The sequence below is a fragment of the Rhodanobacter denitrificans genome (assembly GCF_003335105.1).
Lineage (GTDB): Bacteria > Pseudomonadota > Gammaproteobacteria > Xanthomonadales > Rhodanobacteraceae > Rhodanobacter > Rhodanobacter denitrificans_A.
Window position 1 is genome coordinate 102,570 of record NZ_QFWQ01000007.1, and the last position, 23,687, is coordinate 126,256.

The 23,687-nt window shown below is 67.6% G+C and carries 22 protein-coding genes; 9 read left to right on the forward strand and 13 right to left on the reverse strand.

Translation table 11 applies throughout. From position 1 onward, the window contains the following. The first annotated feature begins 120 nt into the window (after window positions 1–120). Window positions 121–567, forward strand: coding sequence for a GatB/YqeY domain-containing protein (locus tag DEO45_RS12325; RefSeq protein WP_114344100.1), 447 nt, complete (start codon window positions 121–123; stop codon window positions 565–567). Here the strand turns inward: DEO45_RS12325 and DEO45_RS12330 are convergent. After that, window positions 545–859 carry a hypothetical protein gene (locus tag DEO45_RS12330; protein ID WP_114344101.1) on the reverse strand — a complete coding sequence of 105 codons (315 nt, stop codon included), beginning with the start codon at window positions 857–859 and terminating at the stop codon, window positions 545–547. The genes DEO45_RS12325 and DEO45_RS12330 overlap by 23 nt on opposite strands. A 155-nt stretch (window positions 860–1,014) precedes the next feature. Between DEO45_RS12330 and DEO45_RS12335 the strand changes: the two genes are divergently transcribed. From DEO45_RS12335 to DEO45_RS12350, 4 genes are all read left to right on the forward strand, one after another. Continuing rightward, entirely contained in the window at window positions 1,015–1,185 is a 171-nt protein-coding gene (locus DEO45_RS12335) for a DUF1328 domain-containing protein (RefSeq protein ID WP_114344103.1), read from the forward strand. Between the two features lie 166 nt (window positions 1,186–1,351). After that, window positions 1,352–3,139 carry a DNA primase gene (gene dnaG, locus DEO45_RS12340; RefSeq protein ID WP_114344104.1) on the forward strand — a complete coding sequence of 596 codons (1,788 nt, stop codon included), beginning with the start codon at window positions 1,352–1,354 and terminating at the stop codon, window positions 3,137–3,139. Window positions 3,140–3,269: 130 nt separating this feature from the next. Beyond that, window positions 3,270–3,890: a DedA family protein gene (locus DEO45_RS12345; protein ID WP_114344106.1), complete on the forward strand. Its 621-nt coding sequence runs from the start codon at window positions 3,270–3,272 to the stop codon at window positions 3,888–3,890. Between the two features lie 8 nt (window positions 3,891–3,898). Continuing rightward, entirely contained in the window at window positions 3,899–4,900 is a 1,002-nt protein-coding gene (locus DEO45_RS12350; RefSeq protein WP_114344401.1) for a bile acid:sodium symporter family protein, read from the forward strand. Between the two features lie 25 nt (window positions 4,901–4,925). On the opposite strand, the gene mgtA is transcribed toward DEO45_RS12350, so the two are convergent. From mgtA to DEO45_RS12380, 6 genes are all read right to left on the reverse strand, one after another. Next, on the reverse strand, window positions 4,926–7,574 hold the full coding sequence (mgtA, locus tag DEO45_RS12355) for a magnesium-translocating P-type ATPase (RefSeq protein ID WP_114344108.1): 2,649 nt from the start codon (window positions 7,572–7,574) through the stop codon (window positions 4,926–4,928). A 156-nt stretch (window positions 7,575–7,730) separates the two neighbouring features. Then, window positions 7,731–7,973 carry a hypothetical protein gene (locus DEO45_RS12360; RefSeq protein WP_114344110.1) on the reverse strand — a complete coding sequence of 81 codons (243 nt, stop codon included), beginning with the start codon at window positions 7,971–7,973 and terminating at the stop codon, window positions 7,731–7,733. A gap of 318 nt (window positions 7,974–8,291) precedes the next feature. Continuing rightward, a complete protein-coding gene (gene cyoE / locus DEO45_RS12365; RefSeq protein WP_114344112.1) occupies window positions 8,292–9,194 on the reverse strand; it encodes a heme o synthase in 903 nt (300 codons plus the stop codon). Window positions 9,195–9,196: 2 nt separating this feature from the next. Further along, a complete protein-coding gene (locus DEO45_RS12370) occupies window positions 9,197–10,372 on the reverse strand; it encodes a COX15/CtaA family protein (RefSeq protein ID WP_114344114.1) in 1,176 nt (391 codons plus the stop codon). Beyond that, window positions 10,372–10,944 carry a hypothetical protein gene (locus DEO45_RS12375; RefSeq protein ID WP_114344116.1) on the reverse strand — a complete coding sequence of 191 codons (573 nt, stop codon included), beginning with the start codon at window positions 10,942–10,944 and terminating at the stop codon, window positions 10,372–10,374. Before DEO45_RS12375 ends, DEO45_RS12370 begins: the two co-directional genes overlap by 1 nt. A 24-nt stretch (window positions 10,945–10,968) precedes the next feature. After that, window positions 10,969–11,700 (reverse strand): SURF1 family protein, encoded by a 732-nt coding sequence (locus DEO45_RS12380; RefSeq protein WP_114344119.1) that lies wholly within the window; start codon window positions 11,698–11,700, stop codon window positions 10,969–10,971. A 59-nt stretch (window positions 11,701–11,759) separates the two neighbouring features. Here DEO45_RS12380 and DEO45_RS12385 point away from each other — a divergent pair, with 59 nt between their 5' ends. Beyond that, entirely contained in the window at window positions 11,760–11,975 is a 216-nt protein-coding gene (locus DEO45_RS12385) for a twin transmembrane helix small protein (protein WP_114344121.1), read from the forward strand. A 191-nt stretch (window positions 11,976–12,166) separates the two neighbouring features. On the opposite strand, the gene DEO45_RS12390 is transcribed toward DEO45_RS12385, so the two are convergent. The 5 genes from DEO45_RS12390 to DEO45_RS12405 form a co-directional block, all read right to left on the reverse strand. After that, window positions 12,167–13,054: a cytochrome c oxidase subunit 3 gene (locus DEO45_RS12390; RefSeq protein ID WP_114344124.1), complete on the reverse strand. Its 888-nt coding sequence runs from the start codon at window positions 13,052–13,054 to the stop codon at window positions 12,167–12,169. 115 nt (window positions 13,055–13,169) lie between these two features. Continuing rightward, window positions 13,170–13,313: a hypothetical protein gene (locus tag DEO45_RS16615; RefSeq protein ID WP_189339743.1), complete on the reverse strand. Its 144-nt coding sequence runs from the start codon at window positions 13,311–13,313 to the stop codon at window positions 13,170–13,172. Between the two features lie 57 nt (window positions 13,314–13,370). Then, complete coding sequence (gene ctaD / locus DEO45_RS12395) at window positions 13,371–14,987, reverse strand: cytochrome c oxidase subunit I (RefSeq protein WP_114344126.1); 1,617 nt, start codon at window positions 14,985–14,987, stop codon at window positions 13,371–13,373. A 65-nt stretch (window positions 14,988–15,052) separates the two neighbouring features. Continuing rightward, window positions 15,053–15,964 (reverse strand): cytochrome c oxidase subunit II, encoded by a 912-nt coding sequence (coxB, locus tag DEO45_RS12400; protein WP_114344128.1) that lies wholly within the window; start codon window positions 15,962–15,964, stop codon window positions 15,053–15,055. A gap of 20 nt (window positions 15,965–15,984) precedes the next feature. After that, a complete protein-coding gene (locus DEO45_RS12405; protein WP_114344131.1) occupies window positions 15,985–16,425 on the reverse strand; it encodes a DUF2244 domain-containing protein in 441 nt (146 codons plus the stop codon). Between the two features lie 257 nt (window positions 16,426–16,682). On the opposite strand from DEO45_RS12405, the gene putA reads away from it, so the two are divergent. Continuing rightward, window positions 16,683–19,871, forward strand: a complete 3,189-nt coding sequence (gene putA, locus DEO45_RS12410; protein WP_114344133.1) for a bifunctional proline dehydrogenase/L-glutamate gamma-semialdehyde dehydrogenase PutA — start codon at window positions 16,683–16,685, stop codon at window positions 19,869–19,871. A gap of 191 nt (window positions 19,872–20,062) precedes the next feature. Then, complete coding sequence (locus tag DEO45_RS12415) at window positions 20,063–21,472, forward strand: coniferyl aldehyde dehydrogenase (RefSeq protein WP_114344135.1); 1,410 nt, start codon at window positions 20,063–20,065, stop codon at window positions 21,470–21,472. Between the two features lie 72 nt (window positions 21,473–21,544). Here DEO45_RS12415 and DEO45_RS12420 read toward each other — a convergent pair whose 3' ends face one another. Continuing rightward, the gene (locus DEO45_RS12420; protein WP_114344403.1) at window positions 21,545–23,044 is read right to left on the reverse strand and encodes an OmpP1/FadL family transporter; all 1,500 of its coding nucleotides are present in this window, start codon (window positions 23,042–23,044) and stop codon (window positions 21,545–21,547) included. A 263-nt stretch (window positions 23,045–23,307) separates the two neighbouring features. Here DEO45_RS12420 and DEO45_RS12425 point away from each other — a divergent pair, with 263 nt between their 5' ends. Further along, the gene (locus tag DEO45_RS12425) at window positions 23,308–23,601 is read left to right on the forward strand and encodes a YcgL domain-containing protein (RefSeq protein ID WP_114344137.1); all 294 of its coding nucleotides are present in this window, start codon (window positions 23,308–23,310) and stop codon (window positions 23,599–23,601) included. Window positions 23,602–23,687 lie beyond the last annotated feature (86 nt).

Here is a 23,687-nt window from a genome sequence, read left to right on the forward strand (position 1 = left end):
CGCGGGTTCTCGCAGCCGCCGCCAGCACTCCGGATTCGATATTGGCCGGTGTTGTCCCCCAGGACAACGCCGGCTTTGTCGTTTCCGTAGAATGACCCACCTGACCATGAGGCTCCCGCCATGACGCTCAAGCAGCAGCTCACCGAAGACATGAAGACCGCCATGCGCGGCGGCGACAAGCACCGGCTGGGCGTGATCCGGCTGATGCTGGCGGCGATCAAGCAGCGCGAGGTGGACGAGCGGATCGAGCTGGACGATGTGCAGGTGCTCAGCGTGCTGGAGAAGATGCTGAAGCAGCGCAAGGATTCGGTCAGCCAGTTCGATGCCGCGGGCCGTGACGACCTCTCGGCGATCGAGCGCGCCGAAATGGTGGTGATCGAAACCTACCTGCCGAGCAAGCTCAGTGACGCCGAGATCGATGCGCTGATCACCGTCGCGATCGCCGACACCGGCGCCAGTTCGCCGCGCGACATGGGCAAGGTGGTAGCCGCGGTGAAGGAAAAGGCTGCCGGCCGCGCCGACATGAGCGTGGTCTCGGGCCGGATCAAGGGGCGCCTGGCCGGCTGAGCGTGCCGGCCACGAACAGCAACCCCAGCAGCACCAGCACGCCGGCGATCACGGCCAGCGCGATGCGATGGCGGCGCCGGCGCAGCCGTTGCCAGTTCGCCACGTCGAGGAAATAGCGGCCCTCGCCCGGGCAGCGCAGCACCGCATGGCTTACCAGCCGGTACCAGGCCATGCCCGGTTTCAGCCCCAGCTGCTCCGCCGTGCAGGCGGTCGCCGCCGTGGTGGCGGCAGCCCGCTCGAACGCGCGCACGATTGCACGCTGCCTGAGCATCATCACCGTGCTGATCACCATGGCTCGTCACTCCCGGGGCCGGCCGGGAAGCGTGCCGCACCGCCTGCGCACTGGCAAGCGATGCCATGCATCGCGTTCACGCCCGTCCCGCTACAACCGCCGTGACCCGCCGCATACCCCGCCGCGCGGGTGCCCGTCGCCGCAGGAGAATCAACATGCTGAAGTGGGCCATCATTTTCGCCATCGTCTCGCTGGTCACCGGCTGGCTCGGTTTCGGCGGCGTTTCCGGCGCCACCGCCACCATCGCCAAGGTGCTGTTCGCGTGCTTCGTGATCCTGTTCCTGCTGGCCGTACTGGCGGTGATCGGCTTGATCCATCTGGTCTAGCCGCTATCCGGGCCCGACCGGGGACCGTCCGCTGCCAGGGCTCTACCGAGGCGGCGCGGGAATCCGTTCCGGCACGGCTCGCCGCCGTTCGCCTGTGACATTTCGCCTCAGGTCGCCGCAATCCACCCAAACCTCGCCGGCGGCGACCGACTAGACTAGGCGGTCTATGCGCGGCCTGATTCCCGACAGCTTCATCGACGAACTGCTCGCCCGCGTCGACATCGTCGACGTGATCGAGCGGCGCGTGCCATTGAAGAAGGCCGGGCGCGAGTGGACCGCCTGCTGCCCGTTCCACAACGAGCGCACGCCCTCGTTCTACGTCAGCCCGGCCAAGCAGTTCTTCCACTGCTTCGGCTGCGGCGCGCACGGCAGCGCGGTGAAGTTCCTGATGGACTACGAGCGGCTGGAATTTCCGGACGCGGTGGAGGAGCTGGCGCAGACGGTGGGCCTTACCGTGCCGCGCGAGGGTGGCCGCGATGAACGCCCGCGCGAGGACAAGACCGACCTGTATGCGCTGCTCGATGCCGCCGCTGCCTGGTACGAGGGCGAGCTCCCGCGCAGCGCCGAGGCGCAGGCCTATTGCAAGAAGCGCGGCCTGGACGCGGAGACGATCCGGCGCTTTCGCCTCGGCTGGGCGCCCGCCGGCTACGATGGCGTGATCAAGGCTCTGGGCAACACGCCGCGACGGATGGAGCTGCTCAACGAGGCGGGCATGGTCGCCTCCAGCGAACGCGGCAGCAAGTACGACCGCTTCCGCGAGCGCCTGATGTTCCCGATCCTCGATCGTCGCGGCCGCGTGATCGCGTTCGGCGGTCGGATTATTCAAAAATCCGGCGAGGGATCGCCGGTTCTTGATGCTGGCGCGCAGGACGCGCGCAAAAGTGACGGCCCCAAATACCTCAACTCACCCGAGACCCCGCTGTTCCACAAGGGCCGCGAGCTGTTCGCGCTGTGGCAGGTGAAGCAGGCGAACGCGAACCTGCAGCGGATCGTGGTGGTCGAGGGCTACATGGACGTGATCGCGCTGCACCAGGCGGGCCTGCCGATCGCGGTGGCCACGCTGGGTACGGCGACCACGCCCGAGCACACCGAAGTACTGTTCCGCGCCGCGCCGGACGTGGTGTTCTGCTTCGACGGCGACCGTGCCGGGCGCGCCGCGGCGTGGAAGGCGCTGGAGTCCGCGCTGCCGCGCCTGCGCGACGGGCGGCAGGCCTATTTCCTGTTCCTGCCCGACGGCGAGGATCCGGACACGCTGGTGCGCAAGGAAGGCAAGGTGGGTTTCGACAAGCGCATCCGGGAGGCAATGCCGCTGTCGGATTACTTCTTCAACGAGCTGTCGCACGACGTCGACATGGCGAGCCTCGACGGCCGCGCCCGGCTGGCCGAGCGCGCGCGCCCGCTGATCGCGAAGCTGCCCGACGGCGCGTTCCGCGACCTGATGGGGCAGGAGCTGGAGAAGCGCAGCGGTGCGCGCGCCTTGCTGCAGGCCGACCCGGCCGTCCATCGCGCAGTGCAGCGGCCGGTGGCGGTGCAGCGCAGCCTGGTGCGCAGCGCGATCTCGCTGCTGCTGGCGCAGCCGGGCATGGCCGACCAGGTGGAGCAGCCCTATCGCTTCCTGCGTCTGGACAAGCCCGGCGTGGAGCTGCTGGCCGAGCTGCTCGACATAGCGCGCGCCCGGCCTGGCATCAATTCCGCCATGCTGGTGGAGCACTTCGCCGAGCGGGCTGAATACCCCTCGCTGCAGAAGCTGATGGCGACGATGGCGGTGGGCGAACCCGAGGCGCAGCGCAGCGAATTCTTCGACGCGCTGGCGCGGATGGAGGACCAGGCGTACACGCAACGCCGCGACGCACTGACCGCGAAGAGCCGCGAAAGCCGGCTGGACAGCGCCGAGAAAGCCGAATTGCGCGAGCTGCTGGCCGCCCGCGCGCGGCCGCCGGTAGCCTCGGCCTGAGCATGATGAGCCGTCGTCTGCCCACGCACGTCCTGCGTCGTCCTGTCCCATCGGCCATCGGCCGCCGCCTGACTGTGGGATCATGCCCGGCTGCGGCCCAGCGCGCCCCGCACGAAGCGCAAGGATATTGATGGATCTGTTGCAGCAACTGGTGACGATCTTCGCCGAGAACGGCTATGTGGCCGTGTTCATCGCGCTGATGATCTGCGGCGCCGGCCTGCCGCTGCCGGAAGACATCACCCTGGTAGCCGGCGGCGTGATCGCGGGCCTGGGCTACGCCAACGTGCACGCGATGTTCGCGCTGGCGATGTTCGGCGTGCTGCTGGGCGACTGCGCCATCTTCCTGCTCGGCCACCATTACGGCGCGCGCATCCTGCAATGGCGCTTCGTGGCGCGCGTGCTGACACCGGGGCGCTACGTCAAGGTGCAGGAAAAATTCGACCAGTATGGCAACCGCATGCTGTTCTTCGCGCGTTTCCTGCCCGGCATGCGCACCACCGTCTACCTCACCGCCGGCACCACCCACCGGGTATCGTTCCTGCGCTTCCTGCTGATCGATACGCTGGCCGCGCTGATCAGCGTGCCGATCTGGGTCTACCTGGGCTATTTCGGCGCCGACAACCACGAATGGCTGGTGAAGTGGATACACCGCGGCCAGAGCAGCCTGTGGGTCCTGGTGGGCATCCTGGTGCTCACCGTGCTGATGCTGTGGTGGCGGCGCCGCCGCCGCACGCGCTGCGGGCTGGACTGAGCGCCGGCATGTCGTCGCGCCGCGTCGGTCCCGACAACTTCACGCTCGCCCTGCTCGCCACCGTGGCGCTGGCCTCGCTGCTGCCGTGTCGGGGCGACGCAGCGCGGGTGTTCGACGCGATCACCGATGGCGCGATCGCGCTGCTGTTCTTCCTGCACGGCGCCAAGCTGCCGCGCGCGGCGATCGTGCAGGGTCTCACCCACTGGCGGCTGCACCTGACCGTGCTCGGCAGCACCTTCGTGCTGTTTCCGCTGCTGGGGCTGGCGCTGCAGCCGCTCGGCCATGCGCTGCTGACGCCGCAGCTTTACCTCGGCGTGCTGTTCGTCTGCACGCTGCCGTCCACGGTGCAATCGTCGATCGCGTTCACTTCGATCGCCGGCGGCAACGTGTCGGCCGCCGTGGTCAGTGCCTCGATGTCGAACCTCATCGGCATCGTGTTGACCCCGCTGCTGGTCGGCCTGCTGCTGGCCGGCCACGGCGGCGGCGCCTCCTGGCACGGCGTGCTGGACATCATGCTGCAACTGCTGCTGCCGTTTGCGCTCGGACATGCCGCGCGGCGCTGGATCGGCGGCTTCGTCGACCGCCACAGGGCGCTGCTCGGCTACACCGACCAGGGCACTATCCTGCTGGTGGTCTACACCGCGTTCAGCGCCGCCGTGGTCGCTGGCCTGTGGCGCGACACACCGGTCTCCGCCCTGCTCGCCACCCTCGCGATGTGCGCGCTGCTGCTGGCGCTGGTGATGCCCACGCTGACCTGGACCGCGCGCCGGCTCGGCTTCCCGCGTGCCGACGAGATCGCCATCGTGTTCTGCGGCTCCAAGAAGAGCATGGCCAGCGGTATCCCGATGGCGAAGATCCTGTTCGCCGGCCAGCTCGGCGGCCTCGGCGCGCTGGTGCTGCCGCTGATGATCTTCCACCAGCTGCAGTTGATGGTGTGCGCGGTGGTGGCGCGGCGCTACGCCATGCAGGGCCACCACCGCGTCGTCGAGGACAGCCGGGAGGCCGACTGAGGCGACCCGCGGGCGTGGCCCGTCGCTACAGCCAGCGCCCGTATCGGCGGATGTAGATCACCTTCACCAGCTGGGTCAGCGCGCAATAGGCCAGCACGGTAGCGGCCAGCCATGCGTAGTACACCGGCGGCATTTCCAGCATGCCGAGCTTGTGGCCCAGCCCGGTATACGGAATCAGCATGCCGATCGCGATGATCGCGGTGGTCAGCCCCAGCACCGGCGCGGCCGCGCTGCTCTGCAGGAACGGGATGCGGCGCGTGCGGATCATGTGCACCACCAGGGTCTGGGTGAGCAGGCTCTCGATGAACCAGCCGGACTGGAACAGCGACTGGTGCGCCGGCGTGTTCGCGCCGAACACGAACCACAGCAGCGCGAAGGTGGTGATGTCGAACACCGAACTCGACGGCCCTACCAGCAGCATGAAGCGGCCGATGTCGCTGGCGTCCCACTTGCGCGGCGCGCGCAGGTACTCCTCGTCCATGCGGTCGAACGGGATCGACAACTGCGAGATGTCGTACAGCAGGTTCAGCACCAGGATCTGCAGCGGCAGCAGCGGCACGAACGGCAGGAACACGCTGGCAATCAGCATGCTCAGCACGTTGCCGAAGTTCGAGCTGGCGGTCATCTTGATGTACTTGATGATGTTGCCGAAGGTGATGCGGCCTTCCAGCACGCCCTCCTCCAGCACCATCAGGTTCTTCTCCAGCAGGATGATGTCGGCCGACTCCTTGGCGATGTCGGTGGCGGTGTCCACCGAGATGCCAACGTCGGCATCGTGCAGCGCCGACGCGTCGTTGATGCCGTCGCCGAGGAACCCCACGGTATGGCCCTGGCGCTGCAACGAGCGCACCACCGCGGCCTTCTGCAGCGGCGACATCTTGGCGAACACCGTGGTGCGCTTCACCAGTTCGTCCAGCGCGGCCTCGTCCAGCGGCTCGATGTCGCGGCCCTGCACCGAGTGGGTGACATCCAGCCCCACCTCGCGGCAGATCTTGCGCGTCACCGCCTCGTTGTCGCCGGTGATCACCTTCACCTCGACGCCGTGCTGGTGCAGCGCGGCGATCGCGGTGGCGGCCGAGTCCTTCGGCGGGTCGAGGAAGGCGAGACAACCGACCGCGGTGAGCCCGCTCTCGTCGGCCACGCTCCAGGCGCGCTCGGCCGCCGGTTCGCGGCGCACCGCCACCACCAGCACGCGCAGGCCGTCCTCGTTGAGCCGATGCGTCATCGCCTTGATCTCGCGGCGGCGCTCGTCGGTCATAGCCTCCACCGTGCCACCCACCTGCGCGAATGCGCAGATCGCCAGCATCTCCTCCACCGCGCCCTTGCAGATCAGCAGGTGTTCGCTGCCGCCGTTCGCCACGACGACCGACATGCGCCGGCGCTGGAAATCGAACGGGATCTCGTCCACCACGCGATAGCGCGCCGCGGTCGGCTCCAGGTCGCGGTGCTCCAGCACCGCCTTGTCCATCAGGTTCTTCAGGCCGGTCTGGAAGCGGCTGTTGAGGTAGCCGAATTCCAGCGCCTCGTCGCTCTCCTCGCCGTCGAGGTCGAGGTGGCGCTCCAGCACGATCTTGTCCAGCGTCAGCGTGCCGGTCTTGTCGGTGCACAGCACATCCATCGCGCCGAAGTTCTGGATCGCGTTGAGCCGCTTCACCACCACCTTGCGCTTGGACATCGCCATCGCGCCCTTGGCGAGGTTCGCGGTGACGATCAGCGGCAGCATCTCCGGGGTGAGGCCCACCGCCACCGACAGCGCGAACAGGAACGCCTCCCAGAAACCCTGCTTGTACCACTGGATGCCCAGCACCACCGGCACCATCACCGCCATGAAGCGGATCAGCAGCCAGCTCACCGAGTTCACGCCGCGGTCGAAACTGGTCTGCACGCGCTGGCCGGTCATGCTGTGCGCCAGCGAGCCGAGGTAACTGCGCGTACCGGTGGCCACCACCACCGCGCTGGCGGTGCCGGAGATCACGTTGGTGCCCATGTAGCAGACGGTGGGCAGATCCAGCGGATTGCCGACCGATTCCACGCCGTGCGCATGGATCGGCGCCACCTTCTCCACCGGCAGCGATTCGCCGGTGAGGATCGCCTGGCTGATGAACAGGTCTTTCGCCGTGAGCAGGCGCAGGTCAGCGGGTACCATGTCGCCGGCCGCCAGGTGCACGATGTCGCCCACCACCAGCTCGCCCACCGGCACCTCGATCTGCTCGCTGTGGCCGTCGGATGCCTGCCGCGTCACCGCGGCGGTGTTGCGCACCATCGCCTTCAGCTCCTCGGCGGCACGCGAGGAGCGGTACTCCTGGGTGAAGGTCAATACCACGCTGATGCCCACCATCGCCGCGATGATGATCGGCCCGGTCAGGTCGCTGTCGTCCGCGAACAACTGCACGCCGGCCAGCACCAGCAGCACGATGATGAAAGGATTCTTGAACGCGCGCAGCAGCTGCAGCGACCAGTGCGGCGGCTTCTCGTGCGAAACCTCGTTGGCACCGTCGCGATGCAGCCGCTCGGCGATCTGCTCCTCGTCGAGGCCGGCCGGCGTGCTGTCCAGCCCGGCCAGCAGCGCCTCGTTGTCGCGGAACGCCTCCTGCGCCACCGCCACGTGCAAGGGCGCCGACGCGCCCTTCTCGGCCGCCCTCGGGAGGGCGCCCTGGATGGATTGCTTGATCATGACCCGCTTCCGTGAATTCGCTGATGCCTGCCGCCGGGGCGAGTCCGCGGAATCAATCCGCCAACCGCATCGACGCTGGTGCGCCTGGCCGCGCATGCGGCCGGAACGGTTCCGCGCCTGGCGGAGGCCATCCCTTGCATGACGTCACGGCAGCCATCAGCGACTGGATACCAGCGCGAGATGGACGGATGATGGCAGCGCGTCGCCGCGGGCCCGGGTTGTCGCCGATGCACGGCCGCCGGCGTCGGCGCGGCGGTGCAGTTCGATCACATTGCTGCCGGCCGGGCGGTCCAGCGGGGCGGGCACGGTGATGGTGTAGGTAACGCGCACGGCCTCGCGACGGCCGGCCAGAAGCCGGCGCAGCATGCGCAGCAAAACGGAATCGCGAAGGAGCTTCATGGCCCATCTCCTCGTTACGGCGCCCGCGGCGCCGGAGGAGGTGGGCCGGTCTTCCCTAGTCGAGGAAAGCGCCGGCCGACCGCAGGCGGTCGCCGCAGATCATCAGCTTGTTATGCAATGCCGGCATCCGATGCTCGCGGATGTCGACGTTGCGACTAGGGTAAACGTCCATATGCCTTGGTTAGTCAGGACAGGAAGCCCGCCGATGCAGACGCGCCGGTGGGCGCGGGCATTGTCGTGCTGCGTTGCCGCAGTGTCAATCCCGGCAAGCGCTCCACACGAACGAAAGTTGTTGCGCAGGCGGCCAGCATGCTCAGCTCAGCCCAGCACCGCCGACGGGACCGCCGGCTGCAGCAGCGGCGATACCAGCCAGTGGTCGACCAGCAGGAACGCAAACAACGCCATCAGGTACACGATGGAATAGTTGAACACCTTCATCGCGTACAGCTCGTCCGGCGGGTTCAGCAGGCGTACCGCGTAATACAGGAACGCGCCGCCCAGCACCGCGGCGCCGCCCAGGTAGACCAGCCCGCTCATTCCGGTCAGCGCCGGCAGCAGGGTCACCAGCACCAGCAGCACGGTGTAGAACAGGATGTGCCAGCGGGTGAACACCACGCCGTGGGTCACCGGCAGCATCGGCACCTGGGCGCGCGAGTAGTCGTCGCGGCGGAAGATCGCCAGCGCCCAGAAGTGCGGCGGCGTCCACACGAAGATGATCAGGCACAGCTGCAGCGCGTACGGGTGCAGCGAGCCGGTGACCGCGGTCCAGCCCAGCACCGGCGGGATCGCGCCGGCCAGGCCGCCGATCACAATGTTCTGCGGCGAGGCGCGCTTGAGGAACGCGGTGTAGATCACCGCGTAGCCGATCAGCCCGGCGAACGTCAGCACCGCGGTCAGCGTGTTGACCAGCAGCACCAGCACCAGCATCGAGGCAAGGCCCAGCGCCAGCGCGAACACGAACACCTGGCGCGGGTTGAGGTGCCCGGTGGCGAGCGGCCGATGCGCCGTGCGCACCATCAGCTTGTCGATGCGCTGGTCGATCAACTGGTTGAACGCGGCGGCCGAGGACGACGCCAGCCAGATGCCCAGCGTGCCGAACACCAGCGCCTGCCAGTGCGGCAGCCCGGGCACGGCGAGGAACATGCCGATCACCGCGCAGAACACCAGCAGGGCGACGATGCGCGGCTTGGTCAGTTGCAGGTATTCGTGGAAAGCACTCATCGTCAGTGTCGTCCGGGCGGCAGGTAAATCGATTCGTCATGCCGCCGCTGCGTGCGCGCCAGCGTGGCCAGCAGGGTGCACAGCAGCAGCGCGGCCATGCCATTGTGCGCGGTCGCCACCGCCAGCGGCAGGCCGAAGTACACGTTGCTGATGCCCAGCAGCACCTGGCCCGCCAGCGCCAGCGCGATCGCCAGGCCGTAGCCGACCAGGCCGCGCCGGGCGGCCCTGGTGGCCAGCCAGCCGAGGTAGCAGAACACCACCAGCGCACCGAGCCGGTGCGCGATCTGGATCGCGCTGCGCGCGGCCATGTCCAGCACGCCGCCTTCGTAGTTCACGCCGATCCCGCGCCACAGCACGAAGCCCTCGCGGAAATCCGTCGGCGGCGCCCACTGGCCGAGGCACTGGGGGAACGAGCCCGGACCGTAGCCGCAGGCCAGCGCCGCGTAGTTCGCCGAGGTCCAGCCACCGAGCGCGATCTGGCACAGCAGGAGCACGATGCTGATCGCCACCAGCCGGCGCAGGTCGGCAAGGCCATCGTCCGGCGCGGCCACGCCGGCGAAGCGCAGCGCGGCATATGCCAGCAGCGCGAAGGTGGTCATGCCGCCGAGCAGATGGCCCATCACCACGACGGGCTTGAGCAGCAGCGTTACCGTCCACATGCCGAGCATCGCCTGGAAGATGATCACCGCCAGCGCCAGCACGCATATCTTCCAGGCGCCGGGCCGCGGCAACCGGATCGCGGCGAGCAGCGGCAGCGCGATCGCGCATGCCGCCAGCAGCGACGACCACAGATGTTCGCCGCGCATGTACAGACCCACGCCTAGCGCGGCGAACACGGCGCCGCCGAGCATCGCCAGCAGCGCATCGCGACGCCTCCAGCTCGCCAGCAGCGCCAGCAGCAGCACGAGCACGCCGAGCGTGCCGGCGAGGAAGCGATGCACCTGCTCGCGCCAGGCCTTGTGCGCCTCGTACGGACGATCCGGGAAGGCCGCGTCGGCGTGCGCGACCGCCTGCGCATGCTGCGGCCAGGTCACCTGGCCGTAGCAGGTCGGCCAGTCCGGGCAGGACAGGCCGGCATTCGACAGCCGCACGAAGGCGCCGAACATCACCAGCCCGAACGCGAACACCGCCGCGAACAGCGCCAGCCAGCGCAGGGTTTTCAAGGAGCGTGCCGACATCACCTGATCACCTTCACCATGTCCCGCAACAGGCCGGGCACTTCGAAGCCCGCCGGGTACAGCGACAGCGCGGTGCCGTTGGATTCCACCAGCACGGCGCTGACGCTGTCCGGCGTCGCCGGCACGTAGGCGGCCAGCTTGCCATCGATGTCGCGGCCGAGCTTCCAGTAGGTCTGCATCGCGGCGCGCCGGCCCGGATCCGCCGGCGGCGTGCCGAGGTAGAGCAGGCGCAGGCGCGACTGGTTGCGGTTGAGCATGACGCGCGCCTTGGCGATGCCGGTCAGCGTCTCGAAGCATTGCGCGGCGCAGTCCGGACCGGCCAGTGCGATCAGGGTGAAGCGCGGTTCGCTGTCGCGCCACGGCCACGACGTGCCGTCGCCCAGTCGCACCTGCAACTGCTCGGCGACGAAGTTGCGCTGCGGCAGGATCGGGTGGCCGTTGCCCTTCACGCCCGGCTGCCAGCCGCTCCAGCTGAGCAGGCCGGCGACGAGCATCGGCGCGGCGAACACCAGCGCGACCAGCAGCAGGAACATTCGGCTTTTGCGCACGGCGGCGGGGTCAGCGGCTTTCATCGGACTTGGTCGACCTCAGGGGAATCAGGGCTTGCGCGGTGGGCGCTTGCGATGCACGACCAGCAGGATCACCACCGCGGCGAGCGCGAAGGTGAACCACTGGAACGCATAGGCGCGATGCCGTGCCGGCGGCATCGCGGAGAAATCGAGGGTATGCACGCGCACGTAGATCGAGGCCGGATCGGGATCCAGCGCCAGCAACCGCGGATACAGCGGGCGGCCGAGGTCGTGCGCGATCTCCACCGGATCCAGGAAGATGCTGTTCTTCGGCCACTGTGTCTGCCGCGCCAGCGCATTGCCGCCCATCTCGAAGCCGGGCGGCGGCGGCGGCACGTACACGCCCTGCAGGCTCACCTCGCCGCCGGGCAGCGGCGGCAGCTGCGGCGTCTTGCCGTTGCCGTTGCCGGGCAGGAAGCCCAGGTCGACCAGCAGCAGCCGTGTCTGGCCGTCGACCGCCAGCGGCACGAATGCCTCCACGCCACCGAAACTGTCGTGCTTCGGGTTGTCCAGCAGATACAGCCGGTCGGCCAGGTAACGGCCACGCACGCGCACCCGCGGAAAGCCGTCCGGCGGCGGCGTTTCGGCGACCCTGGCGAAGTCCTGCAACGGCGCGTCCGCCGATGCGGCATACCGCCGCAGAAGTGCTTCCTTGAAGTCGGCGCGATGCAGCTGCCAGACGCCCAAACGCACGAACAGCAAGGCTCCGGCCGCTGTCAGCAGCAACGCCCACCAGGAGGGACGGCGAAACCCGCTCACGCCGGGCGCCTGCCGGCGGCCGCTATACTGGCCCTGTCGAACTGGATCGGATCAATCACGTGGAAACCATCTATAAAATCGCGCTGGTGGTGGTGCTGCTGGTGGTGATCTTCAGCCTCGGCCAGGCGCTGTACTTCATGATGACCGACAAGGACGACGACCGCCGCACGGTGTGGGCGCTGACCCGCCGCATCGGCCTGTCGCTGCTGCTCATCGCCATGGTCGCATTCGGCATCTGGATGGGCTGGCTGCACCCGCACGACGTCGGTCAGTGATTGTAGCGGTTGCGCCGGCAACGCGCTCCCTCGGGGGGGGCGACCGCCAAGCCCAACGGCCGCTGCGCCGGAATCAACAAAAAACCCGCCATCGGCGGGTTTTTTGTTGGCCTTCGCGTGAGGGAGCCTGCGCTCTTGTGAAGAGTCCGGCCATGGATGGCCGGTTTGGCTCTTCGCGAGAGGACCTCGCGTCAAAGAATGTAAACGAACATGAACAGGCCAAGCCACACCACGTCGACGAAGTGCCAGTACCAGGCCACCGCCTCGAAGCCGAAGTGGTGTTCCTTGTTGAAGTGGCCCTTCAGCACGCGCAGCCAGATCACCGCCAGCATGATCGTGCCCAGCGTCACGTGCAGGCCGTGGAAACCGGTGAGCAGGAAGAAGGTCGAGCCGTAGACGCCGCTGTGCAGGGTGAGGTTCAGCTCCTTGTACGCCTCCATGTACTCGTGTGCCTGGAAGTACAGGAAGGTGGCGCCCAGCAGCACGGTCAGACCGAGGAACAGCAGGATCCTGCCGCGGTGGCCCGCGCGCAGCGCATGGTGCGCGATCGTCACGGTAACGCTGGAGGTGAGCAGGATCAGCGTGTTCAGCAGCGGCAGCCCCCACGCCGGCACGGTGCGGAACGCGCCGCCGGCCTGCTCCGGACCGTTGCCGCCGTTGGCGCCCCAGGCCGCGGTGTAATCGCTCCACAGGAATTCGTGGGTCAGCACGCCGTGGCCGTGGCCGCCGAGCCATGGCACCGAGAACATGCGGATGTAGAACAGCGCGCCGAAGAACGCGCCGAAGAACATCACCTCGGAGAAGATGAACCACATCATGCCCATGCGGAACGAGGTGTCCACCTGGTGGTTGTAGTTGCCGCCCAGCGACTCGTTGATCACCGAGCGGAACCAGCCGAAGAACATGCCCAGCACGCCGATCACGCCGACGGTCAGCACGGTCTTGCCGAAGCCGGCGTCACCGGGCTCGGCGTTCAGCCAGTGCGCGGCACCGAACACGGTGATGAACATGACCACCGCGGCCACGAAAGGCCAGGTGCTCCTGGCTGGAACGAAGTAAGCGTCGTGCTGCTGACCCATGGTGAGACCCCGTGGATTTCTCTTGATGACTTTTGCCCCGTCGTGCCGCCCGGGGAACTGCAGGCCGGTCGTCGAGCCGGACCGGTCGGAAAAACGTGTGGCGCCCGCGATACCTCTATTTCATCAGCATGATCTGCAGGAACGACAGCAGGAAGAACGCCAGCACGATCGACACCAGCACCGTCACGGTGCGCCGCACGCCCTTGCGGCGGTCTTCGCCGTCGTCGGCGGCAGGATGGTTCGCGGTGTGCTGGGTCATTCCGGTTCGGTCCGTTGCGATGCCCCGGCCGGTGTGGCCGGGGCGTCGCGGTCAGGTTCAGTCGTTCACGTGGCCGTGTGCCAACTCGTCGTCGTTGATCACCGGCGGCACCTCGAAGGTATGGTGCGGCGCCGGCGACGGCACCGTCCACTCCAGGCCCTTGGCACCTTCCCACACGCGGTCGGTGGCCTTCTTTTTCGAGAAGAACGCGCAGTGGATCACCACGCCGACGAAGATCAGCTGGGTGGCGCCGAACAGGAAGCCGCCGATCGAGCTGATCATGTTGAAGTTGGCGAACGCCACGTTGTAGTCGGGAATGCGTCGCGGCATGCCGGCCAGGCCCAGGAAGTGCTGCGGGAAGAACAGCACGTTGACCCAGATCACGCTGTTCCAGAAATGCACCTTGCCCCAGAACTCGCTGTACATGTTGCCGGTCCACTTGGGCAGCCAGTAATACGCAGCCGCGATGATCGCGAACAGCGCGCCGGTCACCAGCACGTAGTGGAAATGCGCCACCACGAAATAGGTGTCGTGATACTGGAAGTCGGCCGGCACCAGCGCCAGCATCAGGCCGGAGAAGCCGCCGATGGTGAACAGGATGATGAAGGCGAGCGCGAACAGCATCGGCGTCTCGAACGTCATCGAGCCGCCCCACATGGTGGCGACCCAGTTGAAGACCTTCACGCCGGTCGGCACCGAGATCAGCATGGTGGCGTACATGAAGAAGATTTCGGCGCCCAGCGGCAGGCCCACCGCGAACATGTGGTGCGCCCACACGATGAACGACAGGAACGCGATGCAGGCGATCGCGAACACCATCGCCTTGTAGCCGAAGATCGGCTTGCGCGCGAAGGTCGGCACGATCTCCGAGATGATCCCGAACGCCGGCAGGATCATGATGTACACCTCGGGGTGGCCGAAGAACCAGAAGATGTGCTGGTACAGCACCGGGTCGCCGCCGCCGCCCGGGTTGAAGAAGTTGGTGCCGAAGTACTTGTCGGTGAGCAGCATGGTCACCGCGCCGGCCAGCACCGGCATCACGGCGATCAGCAGGAAGGCGGTGATCAGCCAGCTCCACACGAACACCGGCATCTTCAGCAGGTCCATGCCCGGCGCGCGCATGTTGAGGATGGTGGCGATGATGTTGATCGCGCCCATGATCGAGCTGATGCCCATCAGGTGGATGGCGAACACCACGTAGGCCAGCGAATCGCTCTGCAGCGACAGCGGCGGATACATGGTCCAGCCGCCGGCCGGGCCGCCGCCAGGCAGAAACAAGGTGGACAGCATCAGCAGGAAGGCGAACGGCAGGATCCAGAACGACAGGTTGTTCATTCGCGGCAACGCCATGTCCGGCGCGCCGACCATCAGCGGGATCATCCAGTTACCCAGGCCGACGAAGGCCGGCATGATCGCGCCGAAGATCATCACCAGCGCATGCATGGTGGTCAGCTGGTTGAAGAAGTACGGCTGCATCAGCTGCATGCCGGGCTTGAACAACTCGGCGCGGATCAACATCGCAAAGCTGCCGCCGATGAAGAACATCGTCAGCGAGAAGATCAGGTAAAGCGTGCCGATGTCCTTGTGGTTGGTGGACATGCACCAGCGCTGGAAGAAACTTTTCGGCGCGCCGTGGTGATCGTCGTGCTGATCATGGGTGGCTGCGTAGGACATGGCCTTGCACCTCTAACCTGGAATATTGAATGCGACTGCGGGAAATAACGGGTGCCGGGCGGTGCTCAGCCCTGCTTGGCCACGGCGGGGGCGGCGACCTGCGCGGTTTGCGGCGCCGCAGCCGGCGCGGCGGAATGCGCCTCCTGCTCGGCCAGCCACTTGGCGAAATCCGCCTTGGACTTCACCACCACCACGATCGGCATGAAGCCGTGATCCTGCCCGCACAGCTCGGCGCACTGGCCGCGGTAGGTGCCAGGCGCGGTGAAGTTGGCCCACGCCGCGTTGATGATCCCGGGGATCGCGTCGATCTTCCAGCCGGTTGCCGGCACCCACCAGGAATGGATCACGTCGCCGCTGGTGATCACGAAGCGGATCTTGGTGTCGACCGGCACCACCAGCGGCTTGTCGACGTTCAGCAGGTAGGTGCTTTCGTCGCCGACCTTGACCGCGAACGGGTCCAGGCCGGAACCGAGCTGGCGGGTCTGGTCGCTCTGCGAGTCGAGCTTGGACATGAAGCCGACCTTGTCGATCGACTTGCCCATGTAGTCGACGTAGTCGTAGCGCCACTTCCACTGGTAACCGGTGACCTTGACGGTCATCTGCGAACCGGTGGTGTCGGCCCAGCTGGTGAGGCCGCCGGTGGCCAGGTAGGCCAGGGTAATCAGGATCAGCACCGGGATGGTCGTCCAGATCACCTCCACCGTGGTGTTGTGCGACCACTTCTCGGCGACCGCGCCGCGCGACTTGCGGAAGCGGAACATCGCCACGAACATCGCGCCGAACACCAGCACGCCGATCACGGTGCACACGCCGAGCGCAATGTTGTTGAGGTGGTACGGCACCTGCGACCAGGTACTCGCGCCGCGCGCCATGTTCAGCTGCCACGGACCGGGGGCGGCCAGGGCCACGCTGCCGAACGATGCAAGGGCGAGGGCCGCCGCTGCCGTGAATGATCGCCTGATGCCGCCAGATGTCATGTCTTGCACCTTTGTTGAACCTACTTGCGTGGCTGCCCGTTGAAATCGGCCAGCAACACCATGAGTTTCTTCGACAGCTCGATGCGTTCCTGATCCGCCAGGAAAGCGCCGATCTCCAGCTCGCGCCCGTGCGACGACAACAGCAGGCGCCGACGCCCGTCGCCCGGCTCCAGCAGCACGCGCACCCAGTACGACTGGAAGCGCATGCGGCGGCGACCTGGCAGGGATCGCACCTCCAGCGACACGGCGTCGAGGGTGATGCGCTCACTGCGGTCGCCGGCCCGCCAGGCCACGCTCAAGGCGACGGCCACGGCGGCGGATTCGACCAGGGCAAACAGCGGAGCGAACACATTCCCCTGCCATGCACCCAAGCCGGCCGTTACCAGCACCAGGGCCACCAGAACCACGATCAAGCGACGCAGACCGCGCCGGCTGAGCATGCGATTGGGCTTGAGCCACATCGTCACGCAGGGCAAGCCGGCGGTAGCTGGTCGAAGCACGATCATGGGGACCCGGCGTGCCTGGAACACTGGAATGATAGGCCGCGGCGAGGCGGTGGGCAAGAATGTCGCACCCCGATGATCTGGATCAGGCTTGCGCGCCGCCCCGGATGCTAGCCCGGCGGGGCTCGCGCAGCGCCACGATCCGCTCGCTTCCGCGGCGGCCGGCGTACAATCCGCGCCTCCCCTCCGCCACCGCGGATCCTCGTGACCTGCCCGTGACCCAGCCCATCCTCAGCCCCGAACTCCCCGTCGACAACACCCCCGCACGCGCGCGCATCACTGCCGCCTGGCTGCGCGACGAAACCGAAGCCGTCAACGACCTGCTCGCCCAGGCCACCCTGCCGCCCGTCGAACGCGAACAGGTGATCGACCTCGCCGCCGGCCTGGTCGCCCGCGTGCGCACCCGCGCGAAAGACCAGAGCGCGGTCGAATCCTTCATGCGCCAATACGACCTGTCCTCCGAGGAAGGCGTGCTGCTGATGTGCGTGGCCGAGGCGCTGCTGCGCATCCCGGACAAGGCCACCGCCGACAAGCTGATCCGCGACAAGCTGGGCGACGCCGACTGGAAGAAGCACCTGGGCCAGAGCGAGTCGCTGTTCGTCAACGCCTCAACCTGGGGCCTGATGCTCACCGGCCGCCTGGTGAACCTGGCCGAAGAGACGCGCCACGACTTCACCGGCGCGCTGAAGCGGCTGATCGGCCGCGCCGGCGAACCGGCGATCCGCCTCGCGGTGCGCCAGGCAATGCGCATCATGGGCCACCAGTTCGTGATGGGGCAGACCATCGACGAGGCGCTGGACCGCTGCGCGAAGAAGGAATACGCGGTCTACCGCTACTCCTACGACATGCTGGGCGAGTCCGCGCTCACCGCCGAAACCGCCGAGCGCTACCAGGAGGACTACCGCCGCGCGATCGCCGCGCTCGGTGCGCGCGGCCCATTTGCCAACCATACCGATGCCCCATCGATCTCGGTGAAGCTGTCCGCGCTGCACCCGCGCTACGAGGTGGCCAAGCGTGAGCTGGCCCGGCGCCAGCTCACCGAGAAACTGCTGGAACTGTCGCAGCTGGCGATGAAGCATGGCATCGCGCTGTCGGTCGACGCCGAGGAGGCCGACCGCCTCGAACTGTCGCTGGACATCATCGGCGACGTCTTCGCGCACCCCTCGCTGGCGGGCTGGAACGGCCTCGGCATCGTGGTGCAGGCGTACTCCAAGCGCACCCCGTTCGTGATCGACTGGCTGATCGAGACCGCGCGCAGCAGCGGCCGGCGCTGGTATGCGCGCCTGGTCAAGGGCGCCTACTGGGATGCCGAGATCAAGCGCGCGCAGGAGCAGGGACTGGCCGGCTATCCGGTGTACACGCGCAAGCCGAACACCGACGTGTCCTACCTCGCCTGCGCGCGCAAATTGTTCGATGCCGGCAGCGAGCTGATCTACCCGCAGTTCGCCACCCACAATGCGCACACCATCGCCGCCGTGCACCACCTCGCGCACGGCCGGCCGTTCGAGTATCAGCGCCTGCACGGCATGGGCACCGACCTGTACGCGGAGGTGATCGGCAAGGACAACCTGGACGTACCGTGCCGTGTCTATGCGCCGGTCGGCACGCACGAAGACCTGCTGCCGTACCTGGTGCGTCGCCTGCTCGAGAACGGCGCCAACACGAGCTTCGTCAACCGCGTGGTGGACGAGACGCTGCCGGTGCGCGAGCTGGTCGCCGATCCGTGCGAGACGGTGCGCCGCTTCGCCTCCATTCCGCATCCGCGCATCCCGCTGCCGGTGAACCTCTACGGCGAGAATGCCGTGCTGGCGCAGCATTCGAATTTTGTATCCAGGAAGAATTCCATGGGCGTCAATTTCTCCAACGACAACGAACTGAAAGCGATGGCCGACACGGTCAACGCGAACGCCGGCCCGTGGACCGCCGGCCCGTTGGTGCCGGGTGCGACGGCCAACGGCCCGACCGTGCAGGTGACCAATCCCGCCGATCGCCGCCAGACCGTCGGCAGCTATGTCAGCGCCGACAGCGCCATCGTCGACAAGGCGCTGGCCAACGCGGTCGCCGCCCAGCCCGGCTGGGATCGCCTGCCCGCGGCCAGCCGCGCCGCGATCCTCGAACACGCCGCCGAACTGCTCGAGACGCGCCGCGGCGAGTTCATCGCGCTGTGCGTGCGCGAGGCCGGCAAGAGCCTGCCCGACGCGATCGCCGAGATCCGCGAGGCGGCCGATTTCCTGCGCTACTACGCCACCATGGCGCGCCGCCTGTTCGGCCAGCCCGAGCAGTTGCCCGGCCCCACCGGCGAGAGCAACCAGCTGTTCCTCAACGGCCGTGGCGTTTTCGTCTGCATCAGCCCGTGGAACTTCCCGCTGGCGATCTTCCTGGGCCAGGTCAGCGCCGCGCTGGCCGCCGGCAACAGCGTGATCGCCAAGCCGGCCGAGCAGACCTCGCTGATCGGCCACGCCGCGGTGAAACTGCTGCACGAGGCCGGCGTGCCGGTCGACGTGCTGCAGTACCTGCCCGGCGATGGCGCCACCGTGGGCGCGGCGCTGACGAAGGACCCGCGCGTATCCGGCGTCGCCTTCACCGGTTCCACCGAAACCGCCTGGGCGATCAACCGTGCGCTGGCCGCGCGCAACGCGCCGATCGCCGCGCTGATCGCCGAGACCGGCGGCCAGAACGCGATGATCGCCGACTCCTCCGCCCTGCCCGAGCAGATCGTCAAGGATGTGATCGCCTCCGCGTTCCAGTCCGCCGGCCAGCGCTGCTCGGCCGCACGCGTGCTGTTCGTGCAGGAGGACATCGCCGACAAGGTCACCGCGATGCTGGCCGGCGCGATGGGCGAGCTGAAGGTGGGCGACCCGGGCCAGCTCTCCACCGACGTGGGCCCGGTGATCGACGAGGACGCCAGGCGCATCCTGGTCGATCACGCCGCGCGCATGGACACCGAGGCGAAGAAGATCGGCGGGGTCGCGCTCGACCCGGCGACCACCGCGCACGGCACCTTCTTTGCCCCGTGCGCCTACGAGATCGGTTCGCTGGCCACGCTGACCCGCGAGGTGTTCGGCCCGGTGCTGCACATCATCCGCTGGAAGGGCAGCGAGCTGGCCCAGGTGGTCGAGCAGATCAACGCCACCGGCTACGGCCTCACCCTGGGCGTGCACAGCCGCATCAACGACACCGTCGACTACATCAGCAGCCACGCCCGCGTCGGCAACTGCTACGTCAACCGCAACCAGATCGGCGCGGTGGTCGGCGTGCAGCCGTTCGGCGGCGAGAACCTGTCCGGCACCGGTCCCAAGGCCGGCGGCCCGCACTACCTGCTGCGCTTCGCCGGCGAGCGCACGCTCACCATCAACACCACCGCCGCCGGCGGCAATGCCTCGCTGCTGACGATCGGCGAGTGATCCCCCGCCGCAGCGGCTCGTGCCATCGAGCTGCTGCGGCGACGGTGTTCCGGTTCGGCATGCGGGGCACCGCCGGGGATTGAAGCCGGCGCCGCCGCATGGGCCGGCCAGGTTCCGCGCCAAGCGCCTTGCATGCCATGCGCGGCTCCGCCAGTCTCGGTTCTGTACCCGAACGCAGAGCGCGCACGATCATGACCGACCTCGACGATCTCGCTATCACCCTGCAGCACGTGCGCGGCGCGCAACTGCGCGACCCGATGCCGACCTGGCCGACCCGCGCAGAACGCCTGCGCAAGCTGGAAACGATGCTGCTCGAACAGCGTGCGGCGTTCGCCGCGGCGATCGACGCCGATTTCGGGCAGCGTCCGGTCGAGGAGACCGACCTGCTGGAGGTCTTTCCCAGCCTGTCGGCGGTGCGCCATGCGCTCGGCCACGGCCGACGCTGGATGAAGCCGCGGCGGCGCCTCGCCGGCCTGCTGTTCCTGCCTGCGCGCACCGAGCTGCGGCCGCAGCCGCGGGGCGTGGTCGGCATCATCGTGCCGTGGAACTACCCGCTGTATCTGGCGGTCGGCCCGCTGGTCGACGCGCTGGTCGCCGGCAACCGCGTGATGCTGAAGATGAGCGAATACACGCCACGCTTCTCTGCGCTGTTCGCCGAGCAGGTGGCAAAGTATTTCCCCTCCGGCGAAGTGCTGGTCGTGACCGGCGACGCCGGAGTGGCGCAGGCGTTCTCCGCCCTGCCGTTCGACCATCTGCTGTTCACCGGTTCCACCGCCGTGGGCCATCACGTGATGCGCGCGGCCGCGGCCAACCTCACCCCGGTGACGCTGGAGCTGGGCGGCAAGTCGCCGGCGATCATCGGCCCCGGCGCGCGCTTCGGGCAGGCGGTGGAACGCATCATGTTCGGCAAGCTGGTCAACGCCGGACAGACCTGCATCGCGCCGGACTACGTGCTGCTGCCGCGCGCGCGCGTGGCGGAATTCGTCGAACTGGCGGGCCGGGTGATGGCCCGGATGTATCCGCGCCTGGGCGCGAACACGCAGTACGCCAGCATCGCCTCCGACCGCCAGTACCAGCGTCTGGCCGGCCTGCGCGACGATGCCGCGGCCGCAGGCGCGCAGGTGCATGCACTCGGTGAAACGGCGGAGGATCCGGCACGCCGGCTGCTTCCCCCGCAATTGCTGACCGGCGTCGACGACGGCATGGCGGTGATGCGCGAGGAGATCTTCGGCCCGCTGCTGCCGCTGCTGCCGTACGACTCGCTGGACGATGCCATCGCCCATGTCGCCGCGCGCCCGCATCCGCTGGCGCTGTACCTGTTCGAGAACGACCAGGCCCGCATTGACCAGGTGCTGGCGCGCACCCATGCCGGCGGCGTCAGCCTCAACGACACGCTGTACCACATCGCCCAGCACGATCTGCCATTTGGCGGTGTCGGCGCGTCCGGCATGGGTGGCTATCACGGCGAGGCCGGCTTCCGCACCTTCTCGCACCTGAAACCGGTATTCCGCCAGGCGCGCTGGAACGGTGCCGGCCTGCTCAACCCGCCCTACGGCGCGCGCTTCCGGCGCCTGCTCGCCCTGCTGCTGCGCCGCGGTTGAAATCCTTCGCACAAAAAAACCTCCCCGCCGGGGCGGGGAGGTTTCACTTGCACGGTTACGGCATGTCGGGGGTCAGAACTTGTACGTCGCCGACAGGCCGAGCAGGTTGCCGTAGTCGTCGAAGTTGCCGGTGACCACGTCGCCGGTGGAGCTTGTGCTGTTGATGTGCGCCTGGTTCACGAAGATGTGCGCATACGAAGCGTTGATCTCGAAGCGGTCGCTCGCCTTGTAGCCGATGCCCACCGTCGCCAGCTTGCGGGTGGAGTCCGGCACGCGCACGTCACGCACCGAGTTGTAGGTCGGCGTGGTGTCGACCGCGATGCCCGCGCGCAGCGTGACCTTGTCGTTGAGGTAGTAGTCACCGCCGATCGAGGCGTAGACCGTGTTGCGCCAGTTGAACGTCTCGGCGGTGTCGGGCTGGCCGGGGTTGCCGTACTTGACGCGCAGTTCCTTGAACACGTCCCACTTGGTGTAGGCGAAATCGATGCCCAGGCCGAACTTCTCCGCCTGATGCCAGTAGCTCGCGCTGATCACGGCCGGCGTGGTGAAGCCGGCGGTGCCGGTGGTGTGCGAGAACGGCGGGATCGAGCCGGCCAGCGCCGGATTGGCGAGCAGCAGGTCGTAGCCCGGCGTGGTGTTGAAGTTGCCGGTGCCCTCGAGGCGATGGCTGATCTTGGAGCGGTAATTCAGCGCCAGCTTGTCGTTCGGCGTGAGCTTCCAGAAGGCGCCGACCTGGTAGCCATAGGCCCAGTCGTCACCCTTGACACGGGCATAGCCGTCCACGCCCTGCGGCGTCACCGCCGCCACGCCGGCCGCGGCGGCCTGGCCCTGCTGCACGGCCTGCTGGATCATGGCGGCCGCAGTGGCCGGCGGGATCTGGCCGGCGGCAGCCGCGGCCTGGATCTGCGCAACGCCGGCCGCGGTCTGTGCGGCGATGCCCTGCTGGATGCCCAGGCCCACGGCGTTGAAGTTTATCGCGCTGGTCAGCTCGGCCGAAGTGCGCTGCGCGATAGCGCTCACGCCCAGGGCAAACGTGTCGGTCACGTCGTACGACGCCGAGAGGGTGGCATCCAGCGACTGGAACTTGGACTTGATGCCGTTGTAGCGGCCCACCCAGTCGCGGTCGTACTCGGTCTGGAAGCCGAACGGGACCGAGAAGCCGAGGCCCAGGTGCACCTTGTCCGAGACCTTGCTGGAAATAAACAGCGCCGGCACCGGCAGGGTGGTGCCGGCGTCGCCGCCATTGCCGCCGGAGATCGGACGGCCCAGCACGTCGTGCGCGCTGCCGTTGAACTTGGCACTGAAATTGATGGCGGTGACGTCGGCCTGGAGATAGGTGCCGTCCAGCTCGGTCATCGCCGCAGGATTGTTCGCCACCACCGAGGCATCGCCGCCGGCGGTCGCCGAGCCGGCGTAGGCGCGGCCCATGCTCTTGGTGCTGTTTTCCTTGAGCTGGAAAGCGCTGGCGTCGGCGCTTGCAGGGGCAACCAGTGCACCAACGACCGCAATGCTCAGCGCGGCGAGCGCCAATGGACGGGTTGCGCCCGAAAGAGAACGGAAAGACGTGTGCATCGCATGCTCCTGCATGTTGTTGTGGTGCGACTTGTATGGTTATCGGATGGCTGCAGGTAGGGCGCATTGATTCATACGCGCGTTTGAACTACCTGCGCGGAACTTAGCCCTCTTGCACAAGGTGTTGCAAGTGCGGTCGCAACAAAATACTAACGCGGCCATTGCATCTGGATGGGCAGACTGGGACCGGCGGCGAGGGGGCTGCTACCCTCTCGCGCCGGCGGTCGCCGCCACCATCACCCCACTGCCCAGCGAGCCGCACCATGCAATGTTTCGTCTATGCCAGCGTGCGCAAGGCCGACAGCTACCTGTGGCTGGCGCAGCGCGACGCGTTCGACCTGCTGCCCGAACCGCTGGTCCTGTTGCTGGGCGAATTGCGCTTCGTGATGGAGGTGCAGCTGGACGAGCAGCGCAAACTGCCGGTCGAGGATGCCATCCAGGTGCTCGAGCACCTGCACTCTCAGGGCTGGCACTTGCAGCTGCCGCCGCAGGAGACCCTCGCCAGCGCCAACCACCCCGCGTATACCCATTCACCGCGGGACGATCGGGACGATTGAATCGCGCGCCGTGCCGCCGCATGCGGTGCAGCGGGACCAAGTCGAGCGTTAACACTTGGTTACCGCCTGCATCTCCAACGATTTCT